The sequence below is a fragment of the Sphingopyxis flava genome, from assembly GCF_900168005.1.
GTDB lineage: Bacteria > Pseudomonadota > Alphaproteobacteria > Sphingomonadales > Sphingomonadaceae > Sphingopyxis > Sphingopyxis flava.
Genome location: NZ_FUYP01000001.1, coordinates 48,486 through 71,814 on the forward strand (window position 1 = coordinate 48,486; position 23,329 = coordinate 71,814).

Annotated in this window: 26 protein-coding genes and 1 tRNA gene; 11 read left to right on the forward strand and 16 right to left on the reverse strand. The window is 64.8% G+C overall.

Annotation, left to right across the window (positions count from 1 at the left end; translation table 11 throughout):
- Window positions 1–24 precede the first annotated feature (24 nt).
- The 3 genes from B5X69_RS00260 to B5X69_RS00270 all read right to left on the reverse strand — a co-directional run bounded on the left by B5X69_RS00260 (window position 25) and on the right by B5X69_RS00270 (window position 1,702).
- On the reverse strand, window positions 25–378 hold the full coding sequence (locus tag B5X69_RS00260; RefSeq protein ID WP_079636620.1) for a YbaN family protein: 354 nt from the start codon (window positions 376–378) through the stop codon (window positions 25–27).
- 99 nt (window positions 379–477) lie between these two features.
- A complete protein-coding gene (locus tag B5X69_RS00265) occupies window positions 478–1,527 on the reverse strand; it encodes a Glu/Leu/Phe/Val family dehydrogenase (RefSeq protein WP_079636622.1) in 1,050 nt (349 codons plus the stop codon).
- Window positions 1,528–1,625: 98 nt separating this feature from the next.
- Window positions 1,626–1,702 (reverse strand) — tRNA-His (locus B5X69_RS00270).
- A 128-nt stretch (window positions 1,703–1,830) separates the two neighbouring features.
- Between B5X69_RS00270 and B5X69_RS00275 the strand changes: the two genes are divergently transcribed.
- Complete coding sequence (locus B5X69_RS00275) at window positions 1,831–2,490, forward strand: prolyl hydroxylase family protein (protein ID WP_245798481.1); 660 nt, start codon at window positions 1,831–1,833, stop codon at window positions 2,488–2,490.
- Between the two features lie 58 nt (window positions 2,491–2,548).
- On the opposite strand, the gene B5X69_RS00280 is transcribed toward B5X69_RS00275, so the two are convergent.
- Window positions 2,549–3,292 carry an SIMPL domain-containing protein gene (locus B5X69_RS00280; protein ID WP_079636917.1) on the reverse strand — a complete coding sequence of 248 codons (744 nt, stop codon included), beginning with the start codon at window positions 3,290–3,292 and terminating at the stop codon, window positions 2,549–2,551.
- Between the two features lie 135 nt (window positions 3,293–3,427).
- Between B5X69_RS00280 and B5X69_RS00285 the strand changes: the two genes are divergently transcribed.
- From B5X69_RS00285 to B5X69_RS00295, 3 genes are all read left to right on the forward strand, one after another.
- Entirely contained in the window at window positions 3,428–5,206 is a 1,779-nt protein-coding gene (locus B5X69_RS00285; protein WP_079636918.1) for an ABC-F family ATP-binding cassette domain-containing protein, read from the forward strand.
- A gap of 124 nt (window positions 5,207–5,330) precedes the next feature.
- Entirely contained in the window at window positions 5,331–6,233 is a 903-nt protein-coding gene (locus B5X69_RS00290) for an SDR family oxidoreductase (protein ID WP_079636625.1), read from the forward strand.
- 235 nt (window positions 6,234–6,468) lie between these two features.
- On the forward strand, window positions 6,469–7,533 hold the full coding sequence (locus tag B5X69_RS00295; protein WP_079636626.1) for a hypothetical protein: 1,065 nt from the start codon (window positions 6,469–6,471) through the stop codon (window positions 7,531–7,533).
- Here B5X69_RS00295 and B5X69_RS00300 read toward each other — a convergent pair.
- The 8 genes from B5X69_RS00300 to eno form a co-directional block, all read right to left on the reverse strand.
- Window positions 7,511–7,858: a DUF2794 domain-containing protein gene (locus B5X69_RS00300; RefSeq protein WP_079636628.1), complete on the reverse strand. Its 348-nt coding sequence runs from the start codon at window positions 7,856–7,858 to the stop codon at window positions 7,511–7,513. The two genes, B5X69_RS00295 and B5X69_RS00300, sit on opposite strands and share 23 nt — an antisense overlap.
- On the reverse strand, window positions 7,858–8,571 hold the full coding sequence (cysE, locus tag B5X69_RS00305; protein WP_053553680.1) for a serine O-acetyltransferase: 714 nt from the start codon (window positions 8,569–8,571) through the stop codon (window positions 7,858–7,860). Before cysE ends, B5X69_RS00300 begins: the two co-directional genes overlap by 1 nt.
- Window positions 8,572–8,653: 82 nt before the next feature.
- Complete coding sequence (locus tag B5X69_RS00310) at window positions 8,654–9,295, reverse strand: hypothetical protein (RefSeq protein WP_079636630.1); 642 nt, start codon at window positions 9,293–9,295, stop codon at window positions 8,654–8,656.
- Window positions 9,296–9,413: 118 nt separating this feature from the next.
- Entirely contained in the window at window positions 9,414–10,802 is a 1,389-nt protein-coding gene (locus tag B5X69_RS00315) for a pyruvate dehydrogenase complex E1 component subunit beta (RefSeq protein ID WP_079636631.1), read from the reverse strand.
- A 1-nt stretch (window position 10,803) separates the two neighbouring features.
- The gene (gene pdhA / locus B5X69_RS00320; RefSeq protein WP_079636632.1) at window positions 10,804–11,877 is read right to left on the reverse strand and encodes a pyruvate dehydrogenase (acetyl-transferring) E1 component subunit alpha; all 1,074 of its coding nucleotides are present in this window, start codon (window positions 11,875–11,877) and stop codon (window positions 10,804–10,806) included.
- A 218-nt stretch (window positions 11,878–12,095) separates the two neighbouring features.
- On the reverse strand, window positions 12,096–12,422 hold the full coding sequence (locus tag B5X69_RS00325; protein WP_079636633.1) for an FtsB family cell division protein: 327 nt from the start codon (window positions 12,420–12,422) through the stop codon (window positions 12,096–12,098).
- Window positions 12,423–12,474: 52 nt separating this feature from the next.
- Window positions 12,475–13,200: a hypothetical protein gene (locus B5X69_RS00330; RefSeq protein WP_079636634.1), complete on the reverse strand. Its 726-nt coding sequence runs from the start codon at window positions 13,198–13,200 to the stop codon at window positions 12,475–12,477.
- Between the two features lie 83 nt (window positions 13,201–13,283).
- A complete protein-coding gene (eno, locus tag B5X69_RS00335; protein WP_079636635.1) occupies window positions 13,284–14,558 on the reverse strand; it encodes a phosphopyruvate hydratase in 1,275 nt (424 codons plus the stop codon).
- A gap of 207 nt (window positions 14,559–14,765) precedes the next feature.
- On the opposite strand from eno, the gene B5X69_RS00340 reads away from it, so the two are divergent.
- The 5 genes from B5X69_RS00340 (at window position 14,766) to B5X69_RS00360 (ending at window position 16,792) form a co-directional block, all read left to right on the forward strand.
- Complete coding sequence (locus tag B5X69_RS00340; RefSeq protein ID WP_079636637.1) at window positions 14,766–15,314, forward strand: hypothetical protein; 549 nt, start codon at window positions 14,766–14,768, stop codon at window positions 15,312–15,314.
- Window positions 15,315–15,318: 4 nt separating this feature from the next.
- Entirely contained in the window at window positions 15,319–15,762 is a 444-nt protein-coding gene (locus B5X69_RS00345; protein WP_079636638.1) for a phage holin family protein, read from the forward strand.
- Complete coding sequence (locus tag B5X69_RS00350; RefSeq protein ID WP_079636919.1) at window positions 15,762–16,157, forward strand: hypothetical protein; 396 nt, start codon at window positions 15,762–15,764, stop codon at window positions 16,155–16,157. Before B5X69_RS00345 ends, B5X69_RS00350 begins: the two co-directional genes overlap by 1 nt.
- Window positions 16,141–16,497: a hypothetical protein gene (locus B5X69_RS00355; protein ID WP_079636639.1), complete on the forward strand. Its 357-nt coding sequence runs from the start codon at window positions 16,141–16,143 to the stop codon at window positions 16,495–16,497. Before B5X69_RS00350 ends, B5X69_RS00355 begins: the two co-directional genes overlap by 17 nt.
- 76 nt (window positions 16,498–16,573) lie before the next feature.
- Window positions 16,574–16,792, forward strand: coding sequence for a DUF4170 domain-containing protein (locus B5X69_RS00360; RefSeq protein ID WP_079636641.1), 219 nt, complete (start codon window positions 16,574–16,576; stop codon window positions 16,790–16,792).
- 4 nt (window positions 16,793–16,796) lie between these two features.
- On the opposite strand, the gene B5X69_RS00365 is transcribed toward B5X69_RS00360, so the two are convergent.
- From B5X69_RS00365 to B5X69_RS00375, 3 genes are all read right to left on the reverse strand, one after another.
- Complete coding sequence (locus B5X69_RS00365) at window positions 16,797–17,075, reverse strand: ETC complex I subunit (protein WP_079636642.1); 279 nt, start codon at window positions 17,073–17,075, stop codon at window positions 16,797–16,799.
- Between the two features lie 65 nt (window positions 17,076–17,140).
- Window positions 17,141–19,615, reverse strand: coding sequence for an ATP-dependent helicase HrpB (hrpB, locus tag B5X69_RS00370; RefSeq protein WP_079636643.1), 2,475 nt, complete (start codon window positions 19,613–19,615; stop codon window positions 17,141–17,143).
- Window positions 19,616–19,622: 7 nt separating this feature from the next.
- Entirely contained in the window at window positions 19,623–20,636 is a 1,014-nt protein-coding gene (locus tag B5X69_RS00375; protein WP_079636644.1) for a polyprenyl synthetase family protein, read from the reverse strand.
- A 109-nt stretch (window positions 20,637–20,745) separates the two neighbouring features.
- On the opposite strand from B5X69_RS00375, the gene B5X69_RS00380 reads away from it, so the two are divergent.
- Entirely contained in the window at window positions 20,746–21,033 is a 288-nt protein-coding gene (locus tag B5X69_RS00380) for a chorismate mutase (protein ID WP_079636645.1), read from the forward strand.
- Window positions 21,030–21,719, forward strand: a complete 690-nt coding sequence (locus B5X69_RS00385; RefSeq protein WP_079636646.1) for a glutathione S-transferase N-terminal domain-containing protein — start codon at window positions 21,030–21,032, stop codon at window positions 21,717–21,719. Before B5X69_RS00380 ends, B5X69_RS00385 begins: the two co-directional genes overlap by 4 nt.
- Window positions 21,720–21,970: 251 nt before the next feature.
- Here the strand turns inward: B5X69_RS00385 and B5X69_RS00390 are convergent, their stop codons facing one another.
- The gene (locus B5X69_RS00390; RefSeq protein WP_079636647.1) at window positions 21,971–23,299 is read right to left on the reverse strand and encodes a hypothetical protein; all 1,329 of its coding nucleotides are present in this window, start codon (window positions 23,297–23,299) and stop codon (window positions 21,971–21,973) included.
- Window positions 23,300–23,329 lie beyond the last annotated feature (30 nt).

Consider the following 23,329-nt stretch of genomic DNA (forward strand, 5'->3'; position numbering starts at 1 on the left):
CAGCAGTATCGATGCGGCCGGGAGCTATGCTTCCGGCCGCGTCCATAACCAGCTTCCGGTGACCGCGGCAGCGATGACCGGTAGCATGACCCACGGCCAGGGCGAAAAAATCGCGGCGACAAAGATGCTGAGCGCAAAAGCCGCGGTCGCGGCGATCTTCCCCTTTCGGCTGATCGCACCTTTCTCGCGCCACGCGAGGATATGATGTCCAAACTTCGGATGCGTGACCAGCCACGCCTCGAGCCGCGGCGAGGAGCGCGCGAAACAGAAAGCGGCCAGGATGACGAATGGCACCGTCGGCAGCAACGGCAGGAAAGCGCCGAGCGCGCCAAGTGCGAGCGACGCCCAGCCGCTGACGAGATAGAAGTGCCGCTTCATGCGGACATGGACTTAGCGTAATTCGCAGTAGGCGCCAGCCGCCAATCGTCGTCGTTTGTCGCAGGATCCTGCGCGGATTACGGCTTCCGCCGGAGCGCCTTACCCCCGCCCGATCAATTTCTGGGCCATGCGGTCGGCCACCGCGGCGGCCGGCGTGCCGCTCGCCTTGCTCTCGGCCCAAATTGCGGCAAGGCGGCCGGGTATCTGACTGATCCGGCTCTCCACCTCTTCGCGGCTCCCCTGGCCCAGATACTCTAATGCCACGTTGATGATGCCGCCGGCGTTGATCACATAGTCGGGGGCATAAACGATACCGCGATCGTGGATACGCTGGCCGTCAGCGACCGTCGCGAGCTGATTGTTCGCCGCGCCCGCAACGATCGACACCTTGAGCCGTTCGATGCTTTGCTCGTTCAGGATCGCACCGAGGGCGTTCGGGCTCAGCACGTCAGCCTCGATCTCCATGATCGCGGCCGAATCAGCGAGTTCGGCGCCGAGCTCGTCGGCCAGCGCCTTCGCCCGCGTTAGGTTGACGTCGGCAAGGGTCAGATTTGCGCCTTCGGCCGCAAGCCGCCGCGCGACCCCTGCGCCGACGCTGCCGACACCCTGGATGGCGATCCGCACATCCTGCGCGCTGTCGCTGCCGAGACCCTCGCGGATAGCTGCCTTGATCCCGAGATAAACGCCCAGCGCAGTCAAAGGCCCCGGGTCGCCGCCCGCTTCGCCGCTCGCCACGGGCAGACCGGAGACATGTCTGGTGTGCTTTGCAATTTCGACCATGTCACCATCCGTGATCCCGACATCCTCGGCGGTCACATAAGCGCCGCCGAGCGATTCGACCGCGCGCCCGAATGCTGCGAGGAGTTCGGGGCTCTTCGCTCCGCCTTCATCTGCGAGGATAACGCCCTTGCCGCCGCCCATTGGCAGGCCCGCCATCGCATTTTTGTAACTCATCCCGCGCGAGAGCCTCAGCGCGTCGGTGATCGCCGCGGCTCGCTGCGGATAATGCCAGTATCGCACCCCGCCGGCACCGGGACCCAGGTGCGTCGAATGCACTGCAATCACCGCAGTAAGCCCGCTCGCCCGGTCGCGGAACATGTGGACATGCTCGTGATCGTCAAAATCGGCGAAATCCCAGACAGCGGACATGGCTTGACCCTTCACGTTAAAAAATTACGCAAAGATGTAATAAAGCAACGCCGGTGTAGAGTCACGCCAAAGGTTGAACCTTGCATGACGTGGGAAAATGGGGCGACCGATGGGACTTGAACCCACGACCCCCGGTACCACAAACCGGTGCTCTAACCAACTGAGCTACGATCGCCACAAGGCCGGACGGACATGCCGCCGGCAGCGCGCGGGCGATAGGCGGCACGCCCCTTTTCGTCAAGCATTGTTCGCACAGAGGGCAACGCCTAAAAGCCTTTCATGGCCGAAAACCGATCCGTCGACATGGCTAGGTCCTGCGCCGACCAGACCGCCGCACGGCTTGCGGCCGTTCCCGGGATCCGGCGCGCGCCGACAGGAAAGCTTGAGCAGTTCATCCTGCCCGGCTTTCTGGATCCGCAAAGCTGCGCGCAATTGATCGAAAGGATCGACCGCGACGTGCGGCCGTCGACGATCGCCGATCCGAATGGCGATGAATCCTTCCGAACAAGCACAAGCTGCGACCTCGACCACCGCGATCCGCTCGTGCGGGCCGTCAACGCCAAGCTGCACGCGCTTACCGGCATCCCGATCGAATTCGGCGAGCCGCTCCAGGGACAGCGCTACGAGGTCGGGCAGGAATTCAAGGCGCATACCGACTATTTCGACCCCAGTGGCGCGGATTGGGAGACCTATTGCGCCGTGCCGGGCCAGCGCAGCTGGACGTTGATGGTTTACCTCAACGAGCCCGCTGCGGGCGGTGCGACGCGATTCCTCGCAACAGGCAAGATTCACCAGCCTGAAACCGGCAAACTGCTCGCCTGGAACAATATCGGCGCCGACGGCGAGCCCAACTCCGATACGCTCCACCATGGAATGAAGGTGCGCAAAGGGCGCAAATATATCATCACGAAGTGGTTTCGCGAGCGCGCCTGGCCTTGGACCAAAGGAGAAATTTCGGGTTGATGCCCGCGAGCCGGGGCCCGTGACAAACCGGCCCCGGCTCGCGCCGGGGCCAATTCACTTACGGTACCAGCCTGTACTGGAAACTCAGCGTCAGCGTATTGCCGACCTGCCCCGGCTCGACCGGGGTCGATTTCGCAGCTTCCATGGCCTGAAGCCGCGCCACCGGCATCGGGGGCTGCGGGCCGCCGAAACTCCCTTCGCTGATCGAGACAAGTTCGGCGCCGCTGAATCCGGCGAGCCTGGCATAATCCTGCGCCTTTGCCTGCGCAGCCTTGATCGCTGCGCCGCGCGCTCCGACCAGCATCGCATCGGGGTCTTTCATCGCAAACCAGGGACCATCGACATTGGTGCCGCCGGCTGCGACCAGCGCGTCGAGCAGCGGTCCGATATCGCCAATATTGTTCGTGGTTGCGCGGACGCTGTTCGAGACCTGATAGCCGATGAAGCGCGGCGGCTGGCCGTCGCCGCGGTTGTTATAGTCATATTGCGGCGACAGGTTGATCCCGCTCGTCTGTATGTTTTCGGCCTTGATACCCTTGGCCTTGGCAGCCGCGATCAGCTTGTCCATCGCCGCGGCGTTTGCCTGCATCGCCGCCACAGCGGTCGGCGCAGTCGTGGTGACACCGGCGCCGATAGTCGCCTGATCGGGACGCGCACGGACCTCCTCGCTGACCGTAAAGCTCAAAATCGGACCCTGCTGTGTCGCTGCCGTCACCGTCGTTCCTCCTGGCTGCGCAAGCGCGGGTGCGGCGGCCAATAGCGCCAGCCCGCTGGCCATAGCGGTGAACATGGATTTCGTCATTTCAATCTCCTGCGCGCCGGACATCCGGTCCCTGTTGGTCTTCCACCCCCGTAACGCTGACGGAGCAGACCCGTTCCGGCCTTGCGCGGAGGCGGCTTGCATCAGGCTGAACGCATCGGTAGCGAGCCGTTCATCATGGCAGCCCCCATTCTCTCTTATGAAGGCCTCGGCCTGGTCCAGGGCAGCGGATGGCTGTTCCAGGACCTCGACATCTATATCGGAGCGCGAGACCGGCTTGCGCTGATTGGTCGCAACGGGGCGGGCAAGACGACCTTGCTCAAGCTGCTCGCCGGCCGCATCGACGCAGACAAGGGTAAGCGCACGATCGTCCCGGGCACGCATGTCGTTCTTCTCGAACAGGAGCCAGACTTCACCGGCTTCGCCACGCTGATGGATTATGCCACAAGCGGCGAGCGCGCCCCGGCGGAGCATGAGGTTGCCGCGATCGCCGACCAGCTTGGCATCGACATGACGCGCGAGGCCGCCAACGCCTCGGGCGGGGAGCGCCGCCGCGCCGCGATCGCCCGCGCGCTCGCGCAAAAGCCCGACGTCTTGCTGCTCGACGAACCGACGAATCATCTCGACCTCGCCGCGATCGACTGGCTCGAAGGGTGGCTCTCGCGCTTTGCCGGCGCTTTCGTCGTCATCAGTCATGACCGCACCTTCTTGATCCGCCTGACCCGCCAGACCCTGTGGCTCGACCGCGGAAGCATCCGGCGCAAGGAAATCGGCTTCGGCGGCTTCGATGCCTGGACCGAGGCTGTCTATGCCGAGGAAGCACGCGCCGCCGAAAAGCTTGATGCCAAGCTCCGGCTCGAGGCCCACTGGCTCGAACGCGGCGTCACCGCGCGGCGCCGCCGCAATCAGGGCAGGCTCGAGAAACTGATGGAGATGCGCGCCGCGCGCGCTGCGATGATCGGCGGCCCCGGGGTGGCGAAGCTCGGTCTTGCCAATGACGATGTCCGGTCGAAATCGGTGATTGTCGCGGAGCATATCACCAAAGGCTTTGGCGAGCGGGTGATCATCAAGGATTTCACCTTCCGCATCCAGCGCGGCGACCGGATCGGTATCGTCGGTGCCAACGGCGCAGGCAAATCTACTCTTCTGAAGCTGCTGACCGGCGAAATCGCGCCCGACGAGGGGAGCGTGACCCTCGCTCCGACGCTCGACGGCATCGTCATCGATCAGCAGAGAAGTCTTCTCTCGCCGGAAAAAAAGGTGCGGGACATCCTTGCCGATGGGGGCGACTGGGTAGAGGTCCGCGGGGTCAAGAAGCATGTTCAAGGATATCTGAAGGAATTCCTCTTCGACCCCGCCATTGCCGAGGCGAGCGTCGGCGCATTGTCGGGGGGCGAGCGCTCGAGGCTCCTGCTCGCGCGTGAATTTGCCCGCGAGTCGAACCTTCTCGTCCTCGATGAGCCGACCAACGACCTTGACCTTGAGACCCTCGACCTCTTGCAGGAGGTCATCGCCGATTATGACGGGACGGTTCTGCTGGTCAGTCACGACCGCGACTTCCTCGACCGGACCGTCACGGTCACCTTGGGCCTCGACGGCACGGGCAAGGTCGATGTCGTCGCCGGCGGCTATGCCGACTGGGAAGCAAAGCGGGTGAAGCCCGTCACGGCGAAAGCGAAAGCGCAGGGCGCTGCGGCCACGCCCGCCCCGCCGCAGGCGCGCAAGAAGCTGAGTTACAAGGATCAGCGCGACTATGATCTTCTCCCCGCCCGGATCGAGGCGATCGAGACGGAAATGACGGGAATCGAGACCGAGCTTTCCGACGGCAGCCTCTTCACGCGCAATCACGCTCGCTTCACTGCGTTGACCGAGAAGCTCGAGGCCCTGCGCGACGAAAAGACTGCAGCCGAAGACCGCTGGCTCGCGCTCGCCGAAGAGGTGGAGCAGCTGGGCTAGAACAGGCTTGCTGAAGCCATGCTCTGTCCGCCCTTTCGCCCTTGCCAGCGCGCTGCGAACGATTAAGGAACAGGCCAGTTTTCTTGGGAAACCCATCAGGGGCCCCGGCTTTTGGGAGTTCATCATGACGATCAATTTTGACGGACGCGTGGCCATAGTGACCGGCGCCGGCGGCGGGCTCGGCCGCGCATATGGGCTCGAACTGGCGCGGCGCGGGGCAAAGGTGGTCGTCAACGACCTTGGCGGTGCGCGCGATGGTACCGGGCATTCGGACGCAGCGCTCGAGGTGGTCGAGGAAATCCGCGCCGCGGGCGGCACCGCCATGTCGAACGGCGGCAGTGTTACCGAATATGAGCAGATGGCCGAAATGGTCGCAAAGGCGAAGGAAGAATGGGGCGGCGTCCACATTCTGATCAACAATGCCGGAATCCTGCGCGACAAGAGCTTCGCCAAGATGACAATGGAGGATTTCGACCTCGTCGTGAAGGTCCACCTCATCGGCAGCGCCAACGTCACCAAGGCATGCTGGGACCTGATGCGCGAACAGGCCTATGGTCGTATCCTGATGACCGCCTCGTCGACCGGGCTCTACGGCAATTTTGGCCAGGCGAATTACGGGGCGGCGAAGCTCGGCCTCGCAGGGCTGACCAAGACGCTTCACCTTGAAGGCGCAAAATATAATATCCGCTGCAACACCATCGCACCGGTTGCCGGAACGCGCATGACCGAAGACATCTTCCCGCCCGAGCTGTTCGAAAAGTTCACACCGGAAAATGTCGTGCCCGCGGCGCTCTTTCTCGTCAGCGAGGATGCCCCCACGAACATGATCGTCGGCGCAGGCGCGGGGGCCTATCACGCGGCCTATGTCACTGCGACGCCTGGCGTCGCGCTCCCCGACGACGAGCGCACCCCCGAAGGCATTGCCGCGGCGTGGGACAAGATCACCGACCGCACCGGCGAGATCGTCCCGCAATCGGGCAGCGAACAGTCGATGATCGTGATGAAGGCGCTGCAGGCGCTCGGCTAAAGCGGGTGGGTCCTCTGCCAAGCAGGAACGCCGGGGCGGCGATCCTGCTTGGGGGACCCACGAGTATGAAATAAGCTCGAGCGGCAGCCGCGATCGATTACCGTGCTGGGGCCAATGTGGCGCGGCTGACCCTGACACCGGCGCACGTCTTGTCTGACTTATCGTATTGCATCAGCAATACAGCTATGACATACTCCGAGCGGGGCAAGGGGATCGGTCTAGAAGGACGACCCCGATGTATAGCGAAAGCGACCTGCAGGCTGCGGTCGATGCAAGAGTGTTGACGCCGGAGGCCGCCGCGGCTTTCCGGTCGCACATCGCGTCGGTTCGCGCCGCCCCCGGTGCCGATGAGGAGCATTTCCGCCTCATCACCGGATTCAACGATATCTTTGTCAGCATCGCCGCGGTGATCCTCCTCGTCGCCGTCGCATGGATCGGAGAGTCGATCCACAAAGCGCTCGCGGGCGCGTTTGTCGCGGCGTCGGCATGGTTTCTCGCCGAATATTTCACGCGCAAGCGTCGCATGGCGCTTCCGAGCATCGTGCTGATGCTCGCCTTTGCCGGCGGGGTCGCCGCGACCATGATCGGCTTCCTCGTTGAACATGGCGAAGCCCTCTTCGGCAAGAACCCGGGCGAGACAGTCGCTACCCTGCTTGGCGGCGGCATCGCGCTCGTCACCGCGGGCGCGACCTGGCTGCACTGGAAGCGCTTCATGGTGCCGATCACCGTCGCGGCGGGAACGGCTGCTCTTGCGGCGACTGCGGTGGCTCTGATCCTCTCGCTCACCGGTGTCCCACAAAATTCGCAGACGCTTGTGATGGCGCTGGTGCTCGTCGCCGGGCTCGGCGTTTTCGCGCTCGCCATGTGGTGGGACCGTAGCGACCGGGCGCGGCAGACGCGCCGTAGCGACGTTGCCTTCTGGCTTCATCTGCTTGCGGCGCCGATGGTCGCGCATCCGATCTTCCATCTGCTTGGCGTGACGCAGGGCGACAATATCTCAAGCGGCGCGGCGGTGATGGTCGTGGCCATCTATGTGCTGTTCGGGCTGATCGCGCTCGCGATCGATCGGCGAGCGCTGCTCGTCTCCGCGCTCGCCTATGTGCTCTTCGCGCTGACCCAGCTCTTCCAGACCTTCGGCGCGGTCGAGCTCAACGTCGCACTGACCGCCTTCGTGATCGGTTCGGCGCTGCTGCTGCTTTCGGCTTTCTGGCAGAATGCGCGTGCCGCGGTGGTCGGGATGCTGCCCGCCAATCTTGCGAGCCAGCTACCAGCGACGGTCAGCCCGCAACCAGCTTCATAAGCTTGCGTTCAACGGGGGCGAGCACATTCGATAGCTCGTCCCCGCGCTTCAGGATCGCCCCGCCCTCGGAGACCAGGGACCACATGCCCTGACGGCTTCGCAAGGCGGGGCGCTTTTCGATGCGATACTCGGGGCGCTCGGAGGTCCGCCGAAAGGCAGAAAAGATCGCGACCTCGCGCTGGAAATCCATCGCGTAGTCGCGCCACTTTCCTGCCGCGACCATGCGTCCGTAAAGATCGAGAATACGGGTCAACTCGTGCCGGTCGAAGCCCGTCTGAAGCGGTGCCGCGCGGAGCGTGGGCGACAGAGGTGTCACCGTCCCCATCAGGCGCGCGTCCGGCTCCCTTTCCGCCGCGATGTGTCATTGCCCTCGGCATCGCGCTCGGCGATCAGCGCTGCGAGCTGCTTTTGCAGCTGCTCAAGCTGGCACTGAAGGATCTCGATCTTCTGCGTCGCGGGATCGAAGGTCTCGCTGCACGGCGTGCCATAAGGCACGAACTCGCGCGCATATTCAGCAGCGTCGACCAGAGTGGAGCGCGCGGGGATGCCGACCATCACCGCGCCTTCCGGCACGTCCTTGGTCACCACCGCATTGGCGCCGATGCGCGCGCGCGCGTGAACGGTGACGGGTCCCAGGATCTGCGCGCCGGAGCCCACGATCACGTCGTCGGCGAGCGTCGGGTGACGCTTGCCGCCGATGCCATTGGCAGGGTCTGTACCGCCGAGCGTCACGTCCTGGTAGATGGAGACATTATCGCCGATCTCTGCGGTTTCGCCGATGACGACCCCGAAGCCATGGTCGATGAAGAGGTGGCGGCCGATCTTCGCGCCTGGATGTATGTCGATCCCGGTGAGCCAGCGCGCAAGATGATTGACAAAACGCGCGAGGAAAAACAGGTCCGCCTCGAACAGCCAGTGCGCAACGCGGTGCATGCCGACCGCGAGCAGCCCCGGGTAGAGGAGGATTTCCCAGCGCGACCGCGGCGCAGGGTCGCGCGCCTTGATCGAATCGAGATAGGCGACCAGCCCGTTGAACATAGAATGTCCCCTGCGACCCTGTGTTTCGCCGCAAGATAGAGGTTGGCGGACCCTATTTCCAGCCCTGGCAGAGATTATTCGATCAGCGGCCGATGAGCCCGATGCGCAGCAGCAGCAACCCTTCGCGGCGCCAATGGCGCTCGCCTGCGCTCGCCGCGATCGCCCCTGCCCAGCGATCGAGCATCAGCAAGGCGCGCATTCCTGCAAATGCCGCACGCGGCAAGGCGGGCTCGTCGCAGGCGGCCGCGAACAGGTCGCGCGCTGCGCTTTCCTCCTCCTGGAGCACCGCACCCCAGACGAGGCCCCATCGGCTTCCCGCCGCCTCCGCGCCGCCCGAAAGGCGGAACAGCTCCGCCCCGAAAACTCGCGCGCAATCCAGGCGTGCCGGGGCGCCGTCGGCCAGGAGCGCGGCTTCGGCAGCATCGACAAGCGCGGCGAGCTCGCCCTTTCCGGCCCAGGTCGCCTGCAACTCGGCGAGCAGCGGCTCGCCCTTCGGCAGTGCGGCGGGATCGCTTGCCAGCATCGCCATCATGTCACGCCACCAAGCCAGCTTGATCTGCCCGATCATCGGCTCGCGCGCATCCCGAAGCAGCTTGGTGAGCCGCTCGGCAAGCGCCCACAGCCCAGCGAGCGCCGCGCGCCGCGCGCGCGGCGCCGCGACCATCACGCGCGGATCGCGAAGGTCCGGGTAGCGGCTTTCAAGGGGTTCAGCTTGAGCTGTCATCTTCGCCCTGCGTTATAACGAAACGCACGCGATTAAAACGGGCGCGCCCCGAGCTTGCCGAAAAGCCGGTTCTTCTCGGCAAGCTCGGTGCGAGCGGATTTGGGTGCGGCGCTGAAAATCAGCTCCGGTTGCACACAGCCTTGGCCGCCGCGATCACACGCGAGGTGTCGACGAGCGCCGCCTTTTCAAGATTGGCAGCGTAAGGCAGCGGCACGTTCTCGTTGCAGACACGCGTTACCGGGGCATCGAGGTCGTCGAAACCTTGCTCCATCGCGACCATCGCGAGTTCGCTGGCGATCGAGCAGACCGGCCAGCCTTCCTCGACGATGACGAGGCGATTCGTCTTCTTCAGGCTCGCCAGAACGGTCGCCGTGTCGAGCGGACGCAGAGTCCGAAGATCGATGACCTCAGCCTCGATCCCCTCGGCGGCCAGCGTGTCGGCAGCTTCGAGCGCGAGCCCGACGCCGATCGAGTAGCTAACGATTGTGACGTCGCGGCCTTCGCGCATAATTCGGGCCTTGCCGATCGGCAGCACGAAATCCTCAACCTCGGGGACATCGAAACTGCGGCCGTAAAGAAGCTCGTTCTCGAGAAAGACGACAGGATCTTCGCTGCGTATCGCGGCCTTCAGCAGGCCCTTTGCATCGGCCGCATCATAGGGCGCGATCACAATGAGACCCGGAACGCTCGCATACCAGGGCGCATAATTCTGACTGTGCTGCGCCGCGACGCGGCTCGCAGCGCCATTGGGACCGCGAAATACGATCGGACAGCGCATCTGGCCGCCCGACATGTAGTTGGTCTTCGCTGCCGAGTTGATGATGTGGTCGATCGCCTGCATCGCGAAGTTGAAGGTCATGAACTCGATGATCGGCCGAAGACCGCCCATCGCAGCGCCGGTGCCGAGGCCGGCAAAGCCATATTCGGTGATCGGCGTGTCGACGACCCGCTTGGCGCCGAACTCGTCGAGCAGGCCCTGGGTGACCTTGTAGGCACCCTGATATTCGGCGACCTCTTCGCCCATCACGAAGATGCGCTCATCCTTGCGCATTTCCTCGGCCATGGCGTCGCGCAGCGCTTCGCGCACGGTCAGGCGCTGCATGGCGGTGCCTTGCGGGATGTCCGGATCGGACGCCCGTTCACTTGCCACAGGCTTCTCGGCGACAGGAGCGGGTGGCGGCGTCGGAGCGGGCTCTGCTGCCTCGACGTCTGCAGCCGGAGCGGGAGCGGGAGCCGGCGCTGCCGCAGGCGCGGCGGCATCCTCGCCCTCGCCCGCGATCGTCGCGATCACGGTTCCCACCTTGACGCTGTCGGTGCCCTCGGGAACCAGGATCGAGGCGATGGTGCCCTCGTCAACGGCTTCAAACTCCATTGTCGCCTTGTCGGTCTCGATCTCTGCGAGAATGTCGCCCGACTTCACCGTATCGCCTTCCTTGACGAGCCACTTGGCGAGCGTGCCCTCTTCCATCGTCGGCGACAGCGCCGGCATCTTCAATTCGATCGGCATTTCAATATTGCTCCACCAGCACGTCGGTATAGAGTTCGGAAAGGTCGGGCTCGGGCGCGCTTTCGGCAAAGTCCGCCGCGTCGCTCACAATCTGGCGGATCTCCTTGTCGATCTCCTTGAACTTGTCTTCGCCGATGCCAGCGTCCTGCATCAGCTTTTTGAGATGTTCGATCGCGTCGCTCTTGTCGCGCACCGCCTGGACTTCCTCGCGGCTGCGATATTTTGCGGGGTCGGACATCGAGTGACCGCGATAGCGATAGGTCTTGAGCTCAAGGAGGATCGGCCCCTTGCCCGCGCGCACCCAGTCGAGTGCAGCTTCCGCCGCGCCGCGCACCGCGAGCACGTCCATGCCGTCGACCTGCATGCCGGGAATGCGGAAGCTCTCGCCGCGGCGATAGAGCTGATCTTCGGCCGATGAGCGATTGACCGAGGTGCCCATCGCATATTGGTTGTTCTCGATCACGAAAATGATCGGCAGTTTCCAGAGCTCAGCCATGTTGAAGCTCTCATAGACCTGGCCCTGATTCGCCGCGCCGTCGCCGAAATAGGCCATGGCCACGCCGCCGTCGCCGCGATATTTGTGGGCAAAGGCAAGGCCGGTGCCAAGCGGAACCTGCGCGCCGACAATGCCGTGTCCGCCATAGAATTTATGCTCGACGCTGAACATGTGCATCGAGCCGCCCTTGCCCTTCGAGATGCCGGCCTGGCGCCCCGTCAGCTCGGCCATGATGACCTTGGGGTCGATGCCATAGGCGAGCATATGGCCGTGATCGCGGTAGCCGGTGATCACACTGTCCTTGTCGCCGTCGAGCGCCGACTGCAGGCCCACTGCGACAGCTTCCTGGCCGATATAAAGGTGACAGAAGCCGCCGATCAGGCCCAGACCATAGAGCTGGCCGGCCTTCTCCTCGAAGCGGCGGATCAGCAGCATCTCGCGATAGAATTTTTCGAGTTCCTCGGGCGACGCCTCATAGGGCGCAGGGTCGCGGGGCTTCTCGCGGTTCGGCGTGGGAGCGGGGGTGGAGGCGGACATTTTTTTTTGCGCGGCGGCGTTGCGCGCGGGTGCTTTGGCCAAGGCGATTTCCTTTGCGTTTAGCCGTTACGGCAAGGCTCCCTATAGGAGCGCCCCGCCCCATTTGGCAACTTTCGCCGGGACCGCCAGAGGACGGCGCTCTACGTATGCAATTTCTGCAATCGAAACCGCTGTATTCGGCCATTGTTCCCGCGGCACGATTGCATTTCGTGCAATCGTGCGCGACCGGCAGGGGACCCCGCGCCGGAGCTGGCCTGTCCTCAGGGCCTCTTAGCCCCCTCCATCGGGATTGCGATTTCGTCGGGGTGCATCACGCCTAGCTTTTCTCGCACATATTCGTCGGCGAGATCCGGGTCGACGCGGCGGCGGTCGAGCAGGTTGACGCGGTTCTGGAGCTCGTTCTGCTTCTTGGTCAATTCGCTCAGCACGACGCGCTTCTTCTCGACCGACTGACTATAATCGCCCCAGGCGTAGAGGCCGGTCGGACCGAAGATAATATAACCGATCATCGCCGCCACCGCGATCACCGCGATCGTCGGACCGATGGCCCGATCTACCGATTTGCGGAATTTGTGGCGCTGCGTCATCAGCGCCTTGAATCAGAGTTGATTCGCGGCGTCAAGCGGGATGCGGCGGTTTTCAGAGCATCGGGCCTGCAACCGCCGCGGCAACCGCTCGAAAGGGCGACGAGGCGAAAGCGAAGACCTCCACGAGGTGCAGCGCTACCATCGCACCGCCGACCTGCACATAAATGCGATGCGGGCGTCCATATCGCAGCGCGTCAGCGAGCATCGCAACCAGGATCAGCGAGTCGGCGAGCAGCACCGAATAGAGAAAAAGCGGATTGCCGACTTCCGGAAAATAATGGCGGAAGCGAAACCAGGCGGGGCCGAGCGAACCGATGAAGGCCAGCAGCATGAGCCGCTTGTGAAATTCGGGCCGTCGACGAAAATGGAGCGCCGCCGCGACAAGAGCTGCAAAGACGGCCATCTCGATCTGCACGACAAGCAATTCGCCTTGCGCCGCAGCCAGATCACCTGCCGCCGCCGTCCGGCGCGCCGCCAGCGTCGCGACGGCAATGGTCGATACCACGACGCCTGCAGCGAGCGCCGCCCCGGCCCCGCCCAACCGTCGGTGCCGTTCCACCCTTTGCCGATGGATGTGCAGGGCCTGGGCCAGAAAAAAGGCGACCCAGCCAAAAAGCAGAGCCGCGTGAGCATAAATGGCAGGATGCGCCCGAAAGGCGCCGGTGAGCAGCGGCAGAAAGAACGTCTTGGCGAACCCCACCAGCGCGGCCGCCGCCCCGACCCATGCGAGCCCCAGGAACAGCCGCGAGCGCGGGGCGGTTGATGTCCCTTTCTTCAACGGCAAACCCCCCGCTTGCTTCGCGAGGGCTCAGTCCTAAACATCGGGGAGGCGTTCGCAACCCCCGCACGCTCGCTCCGCGTTCAGCCGAAAATCGCCAGCCCCGGATAGCGCGCCATGTCGCCCAGCTCTTCCTCGATACGGATCAGCTGGTTATATTTCGCCAGCCGGTCCGAACGCGCAAGGCTGCCGGTCTTGATCTGGCCGCAGTTGGTCGCAACCGCAAGGTCGGCGATGGTGGCATCCTCGGTCTCGCCCGAACGGTGCGACATCACCGCGGTGTAACGCGCGCGGTGCGCCATATCGACGGCGTCGAGGGTTTCGCTCAGCGTCCCGATCTGGTTGACCTTGACGAGCAGCGAGTTGGCAAGGCCGGTCTTGATGCCGTCCTCGAGGCGCGCCGGGTTGGTGACGAAGAGATCATCGCCGACGAGCTGGCACTTGTCGCCGATGAGGTCTGTCAGCGCCTTCCAGCCCGCAAAATCATCCTCGCTCATCCCGTCTTCGATCGACTTGATCGGATAGTCCTTGACGAGCGCGGCGAGATATTCAGCCATTTGTTCAGGGGATAGCGAAAGCTTTTCCCCGCTGATCTCATATTTGCCGTCACGGAAGAATTCGGTCGCCGCGCAGTCGAGGGCCAGGACCACATCGCTGCCGAGCTTGAACCCCGCCTGATCGATCGATGCGGCGATGAAGTCGAGGGCGTCGCGGGTCGAGGCGAGGTTCGGCGCAAATCCGCCTTCGTCGCCGACCGCGGTCGCGAGTCCCTTTGCCGACAGGCCCTTTTTGAGCGTGTGAAATATTTCGCTTCCCCACCGCACCGCTTCGGCGATGCTGCCGGCGCCGACAGGCATGATCATGAATTCCTGAACGTCGATCGGATTGTCGGCATGTTCACCGCCATTGATGATGTTCATCATCGGCACGGGAAGGGTGCGCGCAGAGACGCCGCCGACATAGCGATAGAGCGGCAGCCCGCGCGCGTCGGCCGCGGCCTTTGCGGCGGCCAGGCTCACGCCGAGGATGGCGTTGGCGCCGAGGCGGCCTTTGTTCGGCGTACGGTCAAGGTCGATCATCGCCGTATCGATCTCGCGCTGATCCTCCGCATCAAGGCCGATCAGCGCATCGGCGATCTCGGTGTTCACGGCATCGACCGCTTTGGTCACCCCCTTGCCGAGATAGCGGGCCTTGTCGCCATCGCGCAGTTCGACCGCCTCATGCGCGCCGGTCGAAGCGCCTGAGGGAACCGCCGCGCGGCCGAAGCTGCCGTCCTCGAGAAGCACATCGACCTCGACCGTGGGATTACCGCGGCTATCGAGGATTTCGCGGCCGTGAATGTCGATGATGGCGGTCATGCAAAAAAGGTCCTGCTGAGGGCCGCGAACGGCCCGGGTGAATGGGCGCGTGCCTGTTATCGGTGGCGGCATGAGAGCGCAAGACGCATAGGAATTTTGCGGCGCTATGGAACCATTGGACGCGCCTTGCTATATATTCTGACAGGACCAAAAAGGGGTGCGCACGACCGGCAGGCGTGATGCCCGGAACGAGAAGAGGACAAGATGATGGCAAAGGCCGCAACTCCCGCCACGAAGAAAGCCGCTGCACCCCGCCCCAAGGCGCCTGCCAAGGCGGGCGCGACCAAGGCGGCTCCCGCCGTCAAGCCCGCTACCGTCAAAGCTGCGAAAGAGCGCCCGATCCGCGACCAGCTCGCCGCGACGCGCGACACCATCAAATCCGAAGCCTCGAAGAAGGCCGCCTCGTTGAAAGGCGAAGCATCGACGCTGGCTGGCCAGGCTTCTGCGAAAGCGCGCGATGCGGCGAGCCGGGGCAAGGACAAGGCTGCCGAAGCCGTCGGTAGCCTTGCCAAGATGCTCGAGGACAGCGCCGGCACCGTCGACAGCAAATTCGGCAAGCAATATGGCGACTATGCCCGCTCCGCTGCCTCGACCGTGGCAGGCCTGGCCTCTACGCTCGACCAGAAGGATCTTGACGAACTTGCCGCGTCCACGCGCGACTTTGTCAAGAAAAGCCCGGCGGTCGCCGTTGGCGCCGCCGCCGTGCTCGGCTTCGTGCTCGCCCGCATGCTGAAGGGCGGACCGAACAACGGCTGATCCCTTGTCCCCTGCACCCGACACCCCGCCGCCGTCCGAGCATGGCTTCGATGGCGTGAGCCACGGCTATGCGCCCGATGGGCGCCCCGTCACGCCGCCGCCGGTGCCGCTCGACAAGATCGTCGGCGACGTCGTCGATGATCTTCGCGCGGCAGCGGAAGCGGAAGTCGCGCTTTTCAAGGCGCGCGGCGCGCTTGCCTATCATGGGACGCTGTGGTCATCGGCGTGGGGTTTCATTGCCGCCTGCGCGCTCTTGGTTGCATTGCTGGCGCTCGCATTTGGCGCCATCCTCGTCTTGGCGCAGAATATCGGCCCGCTTCTCGCGACGCTCATCGTGGTGGCACTGCTGCTGCTTGTCGCAGGCCTCGCAATTTGGCGCGCGCGGATTCGCTTCGACGACGTCAAGGCGGCGTTTCGCGATGATCTGCTCGCACAAGGAGAGGAATGATGCGGCCCTCGCGCGCCGGTCTCATCAACGCTGCTCGCCGCTCGATGATTCAGCGCGCCGAGCTGCGACGAAAGCTCAACATTGCCGGCGATGCGCTAAAGCCCAGATCGCTTCTCGACCGCGGGAAATATCGCGTCGGTGAAAAGGTCGACGACGCAGCGCATTTGGTGCGTGAACAGTTCCGCGAGAATCGTCTTCCGATCTCCCTTGCCGCTGCGGCCGGGATCGCCTGGCTGTTTCGTGAGCCGATCAAGGAGCATGTTCCGCGCCTCGGCCGAAAACTGCGCGACCTCGCCGACGGCGCATTCGCCCATTTGCAGTCCCCGCCCCCAGAAAACCAGACGGCCGATGAAGCCGAAAGCCCCGTGGAGGAAGAAGATGAAGCCCCTCAGTGAAACCGCGCGCGACACACGCGCAAGAGCAAGCGAGTTTGCGGAGAAGACCGCTGACAGTGCGAAGGCAACCGCGGAGGCGGCCCGCGCCCGGCTTCAGGGCGGCTATGATCGCGCGCGCGAGGCGACGAGCGAGCTTGCTGCAAGGGGCCGCGAGCAGGCCGACGCTGCCCGCGAGGCGGCCGGCCAGGCCTATGAAAAGGGCAGGACGCAGGCGAAGCGCGCGAGCAGCAAGCTCAAGGATGTTGCGGAAAAGCAGCCGATCGCACTCGTCGCCGGGGCCGCCGCTATCGGCGCGTTGCTCGGCTCGCTGCTGCCCAAGTCGCGCAGCAAGGACGATTGATCTGCTTGCCGCAACGGCGCAGCGCTGTTAGGGGGCGCCCCATTCCTCCCTCGCGCACTGCGCCAAGGACAGCATCATGAGCAAATTGCATCTCGTTTTCGGCGGACGCGTCAGCGATCCGCAAGGCCTCGATTTCATCGACCTCGGCGCGCTCGACGTCGTCGGGCTGTTTCCCGATTACAAGTCAGCCGAAAAGGCATGGCGCGCGGCCGCGCAGCGCACCGTCGACGACGCCGAAATGAAATATGTCGTCGTGCATCTCCACAAGCTCCTGCAGCCCGACGTCGACGCCTGAACATTTAGCGGAAATTGTCGGCGTAAGCCTGGATCTTGAGGGTCCTTGTTGGGGCCGGCACGACTTCGGCTTCAATCCCGTTGCGCTCGGCATAGGCGAGCGCCGCCTCGCGGGTCGCAAAACCGAGGCGGATCTGCCGGCGCGTGTCGCCGCTGCCTGCCCAGCCCATCAGCGGGTCAGGCTTACGCGGCTCGGCGGGCGCGAATTCCAGAATCCAGCGCTGCGTTCCGGCGCGGCCCGACTGCATCGCATTCTTGGGCTTCTGGAAAATCCGCGCTTTCATCGCTCGTCCTCGTAAGTGCTGTCGATGCCGTCGCCTTAGCCGTTCCAAGCCCATGCGGAAAGGGGCTATTGCGCATCACGCCGTGCCTGCGCGGCCTTGGTGAGGAGGGTTGGCCGCGCGCTTGCCGGGTCATCGGGCCAGCTATGCTTCGGATAGCGGCCGCGCATCTCGCGCGCCACATCGTGCCAGCTTCCGCTCCAGAAGCCTTCGATATCGCGCGTCGTCTGGATCGGGCGGTGAGCTGGCGAGGTTAGCGCAAGAATGAGCGGCACCGGCGGCTCGCCGACGCTCGGGTGCCGCGCAAGCCCGAACAATTCCTGCACCCGCACGCTCACCGTCGGCCCGCCCTCGGCGGCATAGTCGATCGGGTGGCGGCTCCCTGCAGGCGTCGCATATTCGGCGGGCGCGCGCTTTTCGAGCAATTGGCGCGCCGGCCAGTCGAGGAGGCTCATCAGCGCGTCAACAAGCCTGCGATCGGCAATGTCACGCAGTCCTCGGCTCTCCGTGAGGAGCGGGGCGAGCCAGAGGTCGAGGCTGTCGGCAAGCGCTCCCGGGGAAAGAATATCGAGCCCCGCAAAAGATGCGCGCTGGCGAAGCGCCTGCGACACGGGGCCCCAGCCGATCGCGCCCAGCCCCTTGTCGCGCACGACGGCGAGGCGCACCCCAACATCATCTTGCGCCCCTTCGCTGCGCCCCGCCTTGCCGCTCGCAAGGGTGATTGCACCCAGGCGCCGTTCGCGGCGATGGTCCACGCGGTCGCTGACCGGATCGTAGCGGCTCGCCGCGTGGGCGACGATCCGGTCGGCGAACAGCGCCTCGACTTCGCTCGCGCCGATCGGCGCGCCTGCGAGAATGCGGACCCCTGCCGCATGCCCCTGCGCGTCGGCGATGGCGAGCCATTCGCAGTTCGCGAGCGGCTCGGCGGGGTCGAGCCGATAGGCGCGGCCGCCAACGCTGAGATATTCGCCCCGCTGACCCGACCGCGCGCGGGCGACACGCTCAGGCCAGGCGGTCGCGATCCAGCCGCCGATCGAACGCGAGGGCAAGGGATCACTGCCCACCGCCAGCCGTTCCCCGAGGCCCGCCAGCCTCCGTGCGAGCCGCCGCGCGCCTTCGCTGCGCTCCCCTTTCGCGCCGCGCCAGCGCTGCAGGCGCGCCTCGACATCAATCCCGCGCCCGCCCAGCCCGGGCTCGGTGAGCAACACGCAGAGCCGGGCTGCAAGCTCTGCCTCCCCTGACGCGGCGGCGTCGAGCAGCATGTGTGCAAGCGGCACGGGCAGCGGCACCGCGGCGAGGGTTTTGCCGTGGGCGGTGATCCGGCCATCCTCGCCGAGCGCACCGATCGCGATCAGCCGCGCCTTCGCCTCGGCGATCGCGGCAGGCGACGGCGGGTCAAGCCATCCAAGCTGGCGCGGATCAACGATCCCCCAGCTCGCGCAGTCGAGCACGAGGGGCATCAGGTCATTCTCGTGAATCTCGGGCGGGTCGAAGGGCGGCATGCCCGCGGTCGCCGGGGCCTCCCACAAGCGATAAGCGACCCCCGGCCCCTGCCGCGCCGCGCGGCCTGCCCGCTGGGTTGCCGACGCCTGGCTCGCGCGTTCGGTAACGAGCCGCGCGATCCCCGCCGCCTTGTCAAAGCGCGGGCGGCGCGAGAGGCCGGCGTCGATGACAATCCGCACCCCGTCGATGGTGAGGCTGGTCTCGGCGATGCTCGTCGCGAGGATCAGCTTGCGTCGGCCGTCGGGGTCGCGGACGAGCGCCCTGCGTTGCACGGCAGGATCGATCTGTCCGTGGAGGCGGTGGACGGCCAGGGGGAGGCGCGCCTCCTCGACCAAGGCCGCCGCGCGCTCGATATCGGCGGCGCCGGGCAGGAACGCAAGCATGTCACCCTGACCTTCGTCGGCGAGCGCCTGACGCACAGCTGCAAGGACGCTCGCCTCGAGACGGTCTTCGGCACGGCGGCCGATGTGACGGATCTCGAGCGGCCAGCTCTTGCCGTCGCTCTTCACGAGGGGCGCATCACCGAGAAGCGCTCGGAAACGCGCGCCATCGAGCGTTGCCGACATCGCCACGAGACGCAGATCGTCACGCAGGCCCTGCTGCGCGTCAATGGCGAGCGCCAGCGCAAAGTCACCGTCAAGGCTGCGCTCGTGCACCTCGTCGAACAGCACCGCGCTCACGCCGGCAAGTTCGGGGTCGCCAAGAATGCGGGTGCGAAAGAGCCCCGGCGTCATCACCAGGAGGCGCGTTGCACCCGACTGCCTGCTATCGAGCCGGGTCGCATAGCCAACGAGCCCCCCCACCGCTTCGCCCCATTCCTCGGCAATGCGTTCGGCCGCCGCGCGCGCCGCGAGGCGGCGGGGCGAGAGGAGCCACACCGCGCCCTTGCACCATGGCTGGTCGAGCATCGCGGGGGCAACGCGCGTAGTCTTGCCCGTCCCCGGGGGCGCAACGACTACGAGATTGGGCTTAAGCGTCAGCGCCGCGAGAATATCGGGCAGAACGGCATCGACAGGAAGCGGCTGGCGCGCGGCGGCCATCGCTTCCTCAATAGGCGCGGGCGACCGCGAAGGCGACGGCTTCGGTCAACGCCGCCTTCGCCTGGCTCGCGCGGAAGCCGCCGATCGCATCGACTGCGCGCTGGCCATAGTGACGCGCCCGCGCGAGGGTGTCGGCGATGGCATCATGCTTCAGCAGCAGCGCCTTCGCCTCGCCGAGATCCGCGTCAGAGACGCGATGGCCAATGATCGCCTGCTTCCAGAATTCGCGTTCCTCCGCGCTCCCTCGGGCATAGGCAAGGATGACAGGCAGCGTCACCTTGCCGTCGCGAAAATCGTCGCCGACGCCCTTCCCCATCGTTTCAGCGTCGGACACATAGTCGATCGCATCGTCGACGAGCTGGAAAGCGATACCGAGATTACGGCCATAAGCGTCGAGCGACGCCTCGGTCGCCTCGTCCCGTTCGGCAACCACCGCCGCTATCTTGCACGCCGCGGCAAAGAGTTCGGCGGTCTTGGCGTTGATGATCGCAAGATACTGGTCCTCGCTCGTTTCGATCCGGCGCTGCGCGGAGAGCTGGTTGACCTCGCCCTCGGCAATCACCGCCGACGCGCGCGAGAGGATCTTGAGCACCTTCAGCGATCCGTCTTCGACCATCACCTCAAACGCGCGGCTGAACAGGAAGTCGCCGACGAGCACCGAGGCGCTGTTGCCCCAGATCATGTTCGCGGTCTGCCGCCCGCGGCGCAGGTCCGACTTGTCGACGACATCGTCGTGAAGCAGCGTCGCGGTGTGGATGAATTCGACCGCGGCGGCGAGCTTGCAGTGCCGGTGTCCCGGATAGTCGAGCAATTGCCCGCAGGCGAGCGTCAGCATCGGGCGCATGCGCTTGCCGCCGCCGGCGATCAGATGCCCTGCGAGCTCAGGGATCAGCGGAACTTCCGACTGCATGCGGTCGAGAATGACCGCATTCACCTCGTTCATGTCGGCGGCGACGAGCGCCATCATCGGGTCGAGCGAGGGCGGGCGATCCCCGTGGAGCTGATGGATTTCCGCAGTCATGGCGAGCGCTCCCTTGGCCGCGTGGGGGGCAATTTGCAACGACTTTCGGCTTGCCAGCGCCCCCTTTGCAGTGCCAAGCGTGCCGCGAATGAGAGGAGCCGCCCGCCCGATGGACGACCAGTTGAGCCGTTTCCGCCAGAGCATCGACAATATCGATGCCGCGCTCGTCTATATGCTTGCCGAACGCTTCAAAGTGACGAAGGCCGTTGGCGAGCTCAAGGCGACGATGGACCTCCCCCCCGCCGACCCCGACCGCGAGGCGCGGCAGATCGAACGCCTGCGCCGGCTCGCGCGCGAGGCGGACCTCGACCCCGAATTCAGCGAGAAATTCCTGCGCTTCATCATCGACGAGGTGATCCGCCATCACGAGAAAGTGAAGCGGGAGAAAGAGGCATGACGCATCCCATATTTGCGCGCTGGCCGGCAGAGCATCCCGATCGCCTCCAGCTCTTTTCGGCGCCGACCCCCAATGGGGTAAAAGTCGGCATCATGCTCGAGGAAACGGGCATCGCCTATGAGCCGCACCGGATCGACATCATGGCAAATGAAAGCCACGATCCTGCTTTCCTCGCGCTCAATCCCAATGGCAAGATTCCCGCAATCTACGATCCCGATGGGCCGAATGGCACGCCGCTCGCCCTGTTCGAATCAGGCGCGATCCTGATCTATCTTGCCGACAAGACAGGACAATTCCTCGCCCCCGATCCGAACGCGCGTTATGAAACAATTCAATGGCTGATGTGGCAGATGGGCGGCGTCGGACCGATGTTCGGGCAGCTTGGCTTCTTCCACAAATTCGCCGGCAAGGACTATGAAGACAAGCGCCCGCGTGACCGCTATGCGGCCGAATCCGCGCGCCTGCTCGGGGTCCTCGATGCGCGGCTCGCGGAGCGGGCATGGGTAATGGGCGATGATTACAGCATCGCCGACATCTCGCTGCTCGGCTGGATCCGCAATCTGATCGGCTTTTATGAAGCGCGCGACATTGTCGGGTTCGACCGGTTTGCCCACGTCCAGCGGTGGCTCGACGCTGGCCTCGCGCGGCCGGGTGTACAGCGCGGCCTCGCGGTGACTGCGGCTTAAGAAGGTCCGGTCTCAGTCGGCGCGGCTGCGGATCATTCGGCGATGGCCCGCGCACGAAGCTGACCGCATAAAGCAACGACGCCCCGCCGGATCGCTCCGGCGGGCTCTTTTCATCACGCCATCGGCCAAAATGCGATAATTCCTTCATCCTCGCAGCGCTCATCGAGCGTCACGCCGGTCGCAGGAACTGAGTAGAGCCTCTCCCCGGAGCAAGCACCGAGGGAATGGAACAGGGAAAGAAGCAGACCCGCTCAGACTGCAGCGCATCCTCGCAGGCTGCCGCGCAGGACGGCGGGCGCGCCGGCGAGCGAAGCTTCGCCTTCGTGCCGTCCGTTGATCCGCAGCATCACGGTCCCGCGCTGCTGCATGAGCAGCGGGATGAGCTGCAATCCCGCAATGCCGCCGATCCATTGCAGGCCCTGAGAATTGGCTCGCCGCACCGGAACATGCACGAGCCTGCCCGAAAAATTCCAGGACATGGTCATTGCGTTGCCGGAAAGCGGCTTGTTGAGCAGCAAGACCATGAACGGCTTGCCGCCCTCGCAATAAAGCCCGAGCGATTCGATCGTCGGTGAGGCGGCGGCGCTCACATAGGCGAGCGGCGCGCGTCCCGCGACCGGCACGACTTCCCAGGGTGTGCCGGGCAACGGAACGGCCGTTTCCGGCGGGCTATTGTCGAGCATGGTCCTGACTGGAGACGGGCGAGGCAACCGCCCCCCCCTGCCAGGCGAATAGACTGTCAGCTTACCCCTTTCCCAGAGCCCCACTTCGACCGCCCGGCGGGAGGGATCGATAAGCACATAGGCCTGCTCTAACCCGCCCTGGTGCTGAGCGTTGCCGGTCAGATAATAGATGTTGCCGGCGCGCCCGAGCGGCGCCACGACCGAAAGATTGGCCTGAAGGACCTCCATTTTGGGACCCATCAGCGCTTTGAGCGCCGCCGCAATCGCGCCTCGATCGAAGATATCGATATTGTCCTTGGCATAGCTTCCGGGAAATTTGCCGACGAGGCCAGCAAGATTGGTCCAATCTGCCGCTACACCCTGCACAGGGGCCGAGGAAGCCGGTTGCGCCGGGAGGGAAGCCTTGGCAGGGGCGCTGCCCTCGCAGAGCGTGAAGAGACCGCCATTCGTAAAGGCGGCGTGAAAGGGCTCCGCCGCCTTCCCGCGCGGCAAGTCAGCCTCGAACCGGATGACGCCGCGCCGCTCGTCATCGTTCACATACATTTGGACGCGCCCCAAATCACTGTCGCTCAGCGGAAATGGGTAGAAGACGGCCATGATGCCATCATAATGCTGTCCCCAGAAGCTCACCGCATAATCGACGCGAGGCGGCCTTCGTTCCTGCCCGAGGGCGCGGAATGTCATGCCCTTTTCGTCGAGGGTGACGCTTGGCTGCTTCGCGCAGTCCCCGCCCGGGGCATAGCTGCCAAAAAGATGGTCGATGCCCTGATCCTTGAAACTGGTCAGCGGAACGGCCCCTGCCGAGGTCGCGAGAGCCCCAGCGAGCCCCAGGGCGGCCCCCGGTATCAAGCGTCCAAGGCCAGATCGGGCGTCTCGAACAATTCTGGCGATCACCATCCATGCCCCCCATGTCGTGACGAGGGCATA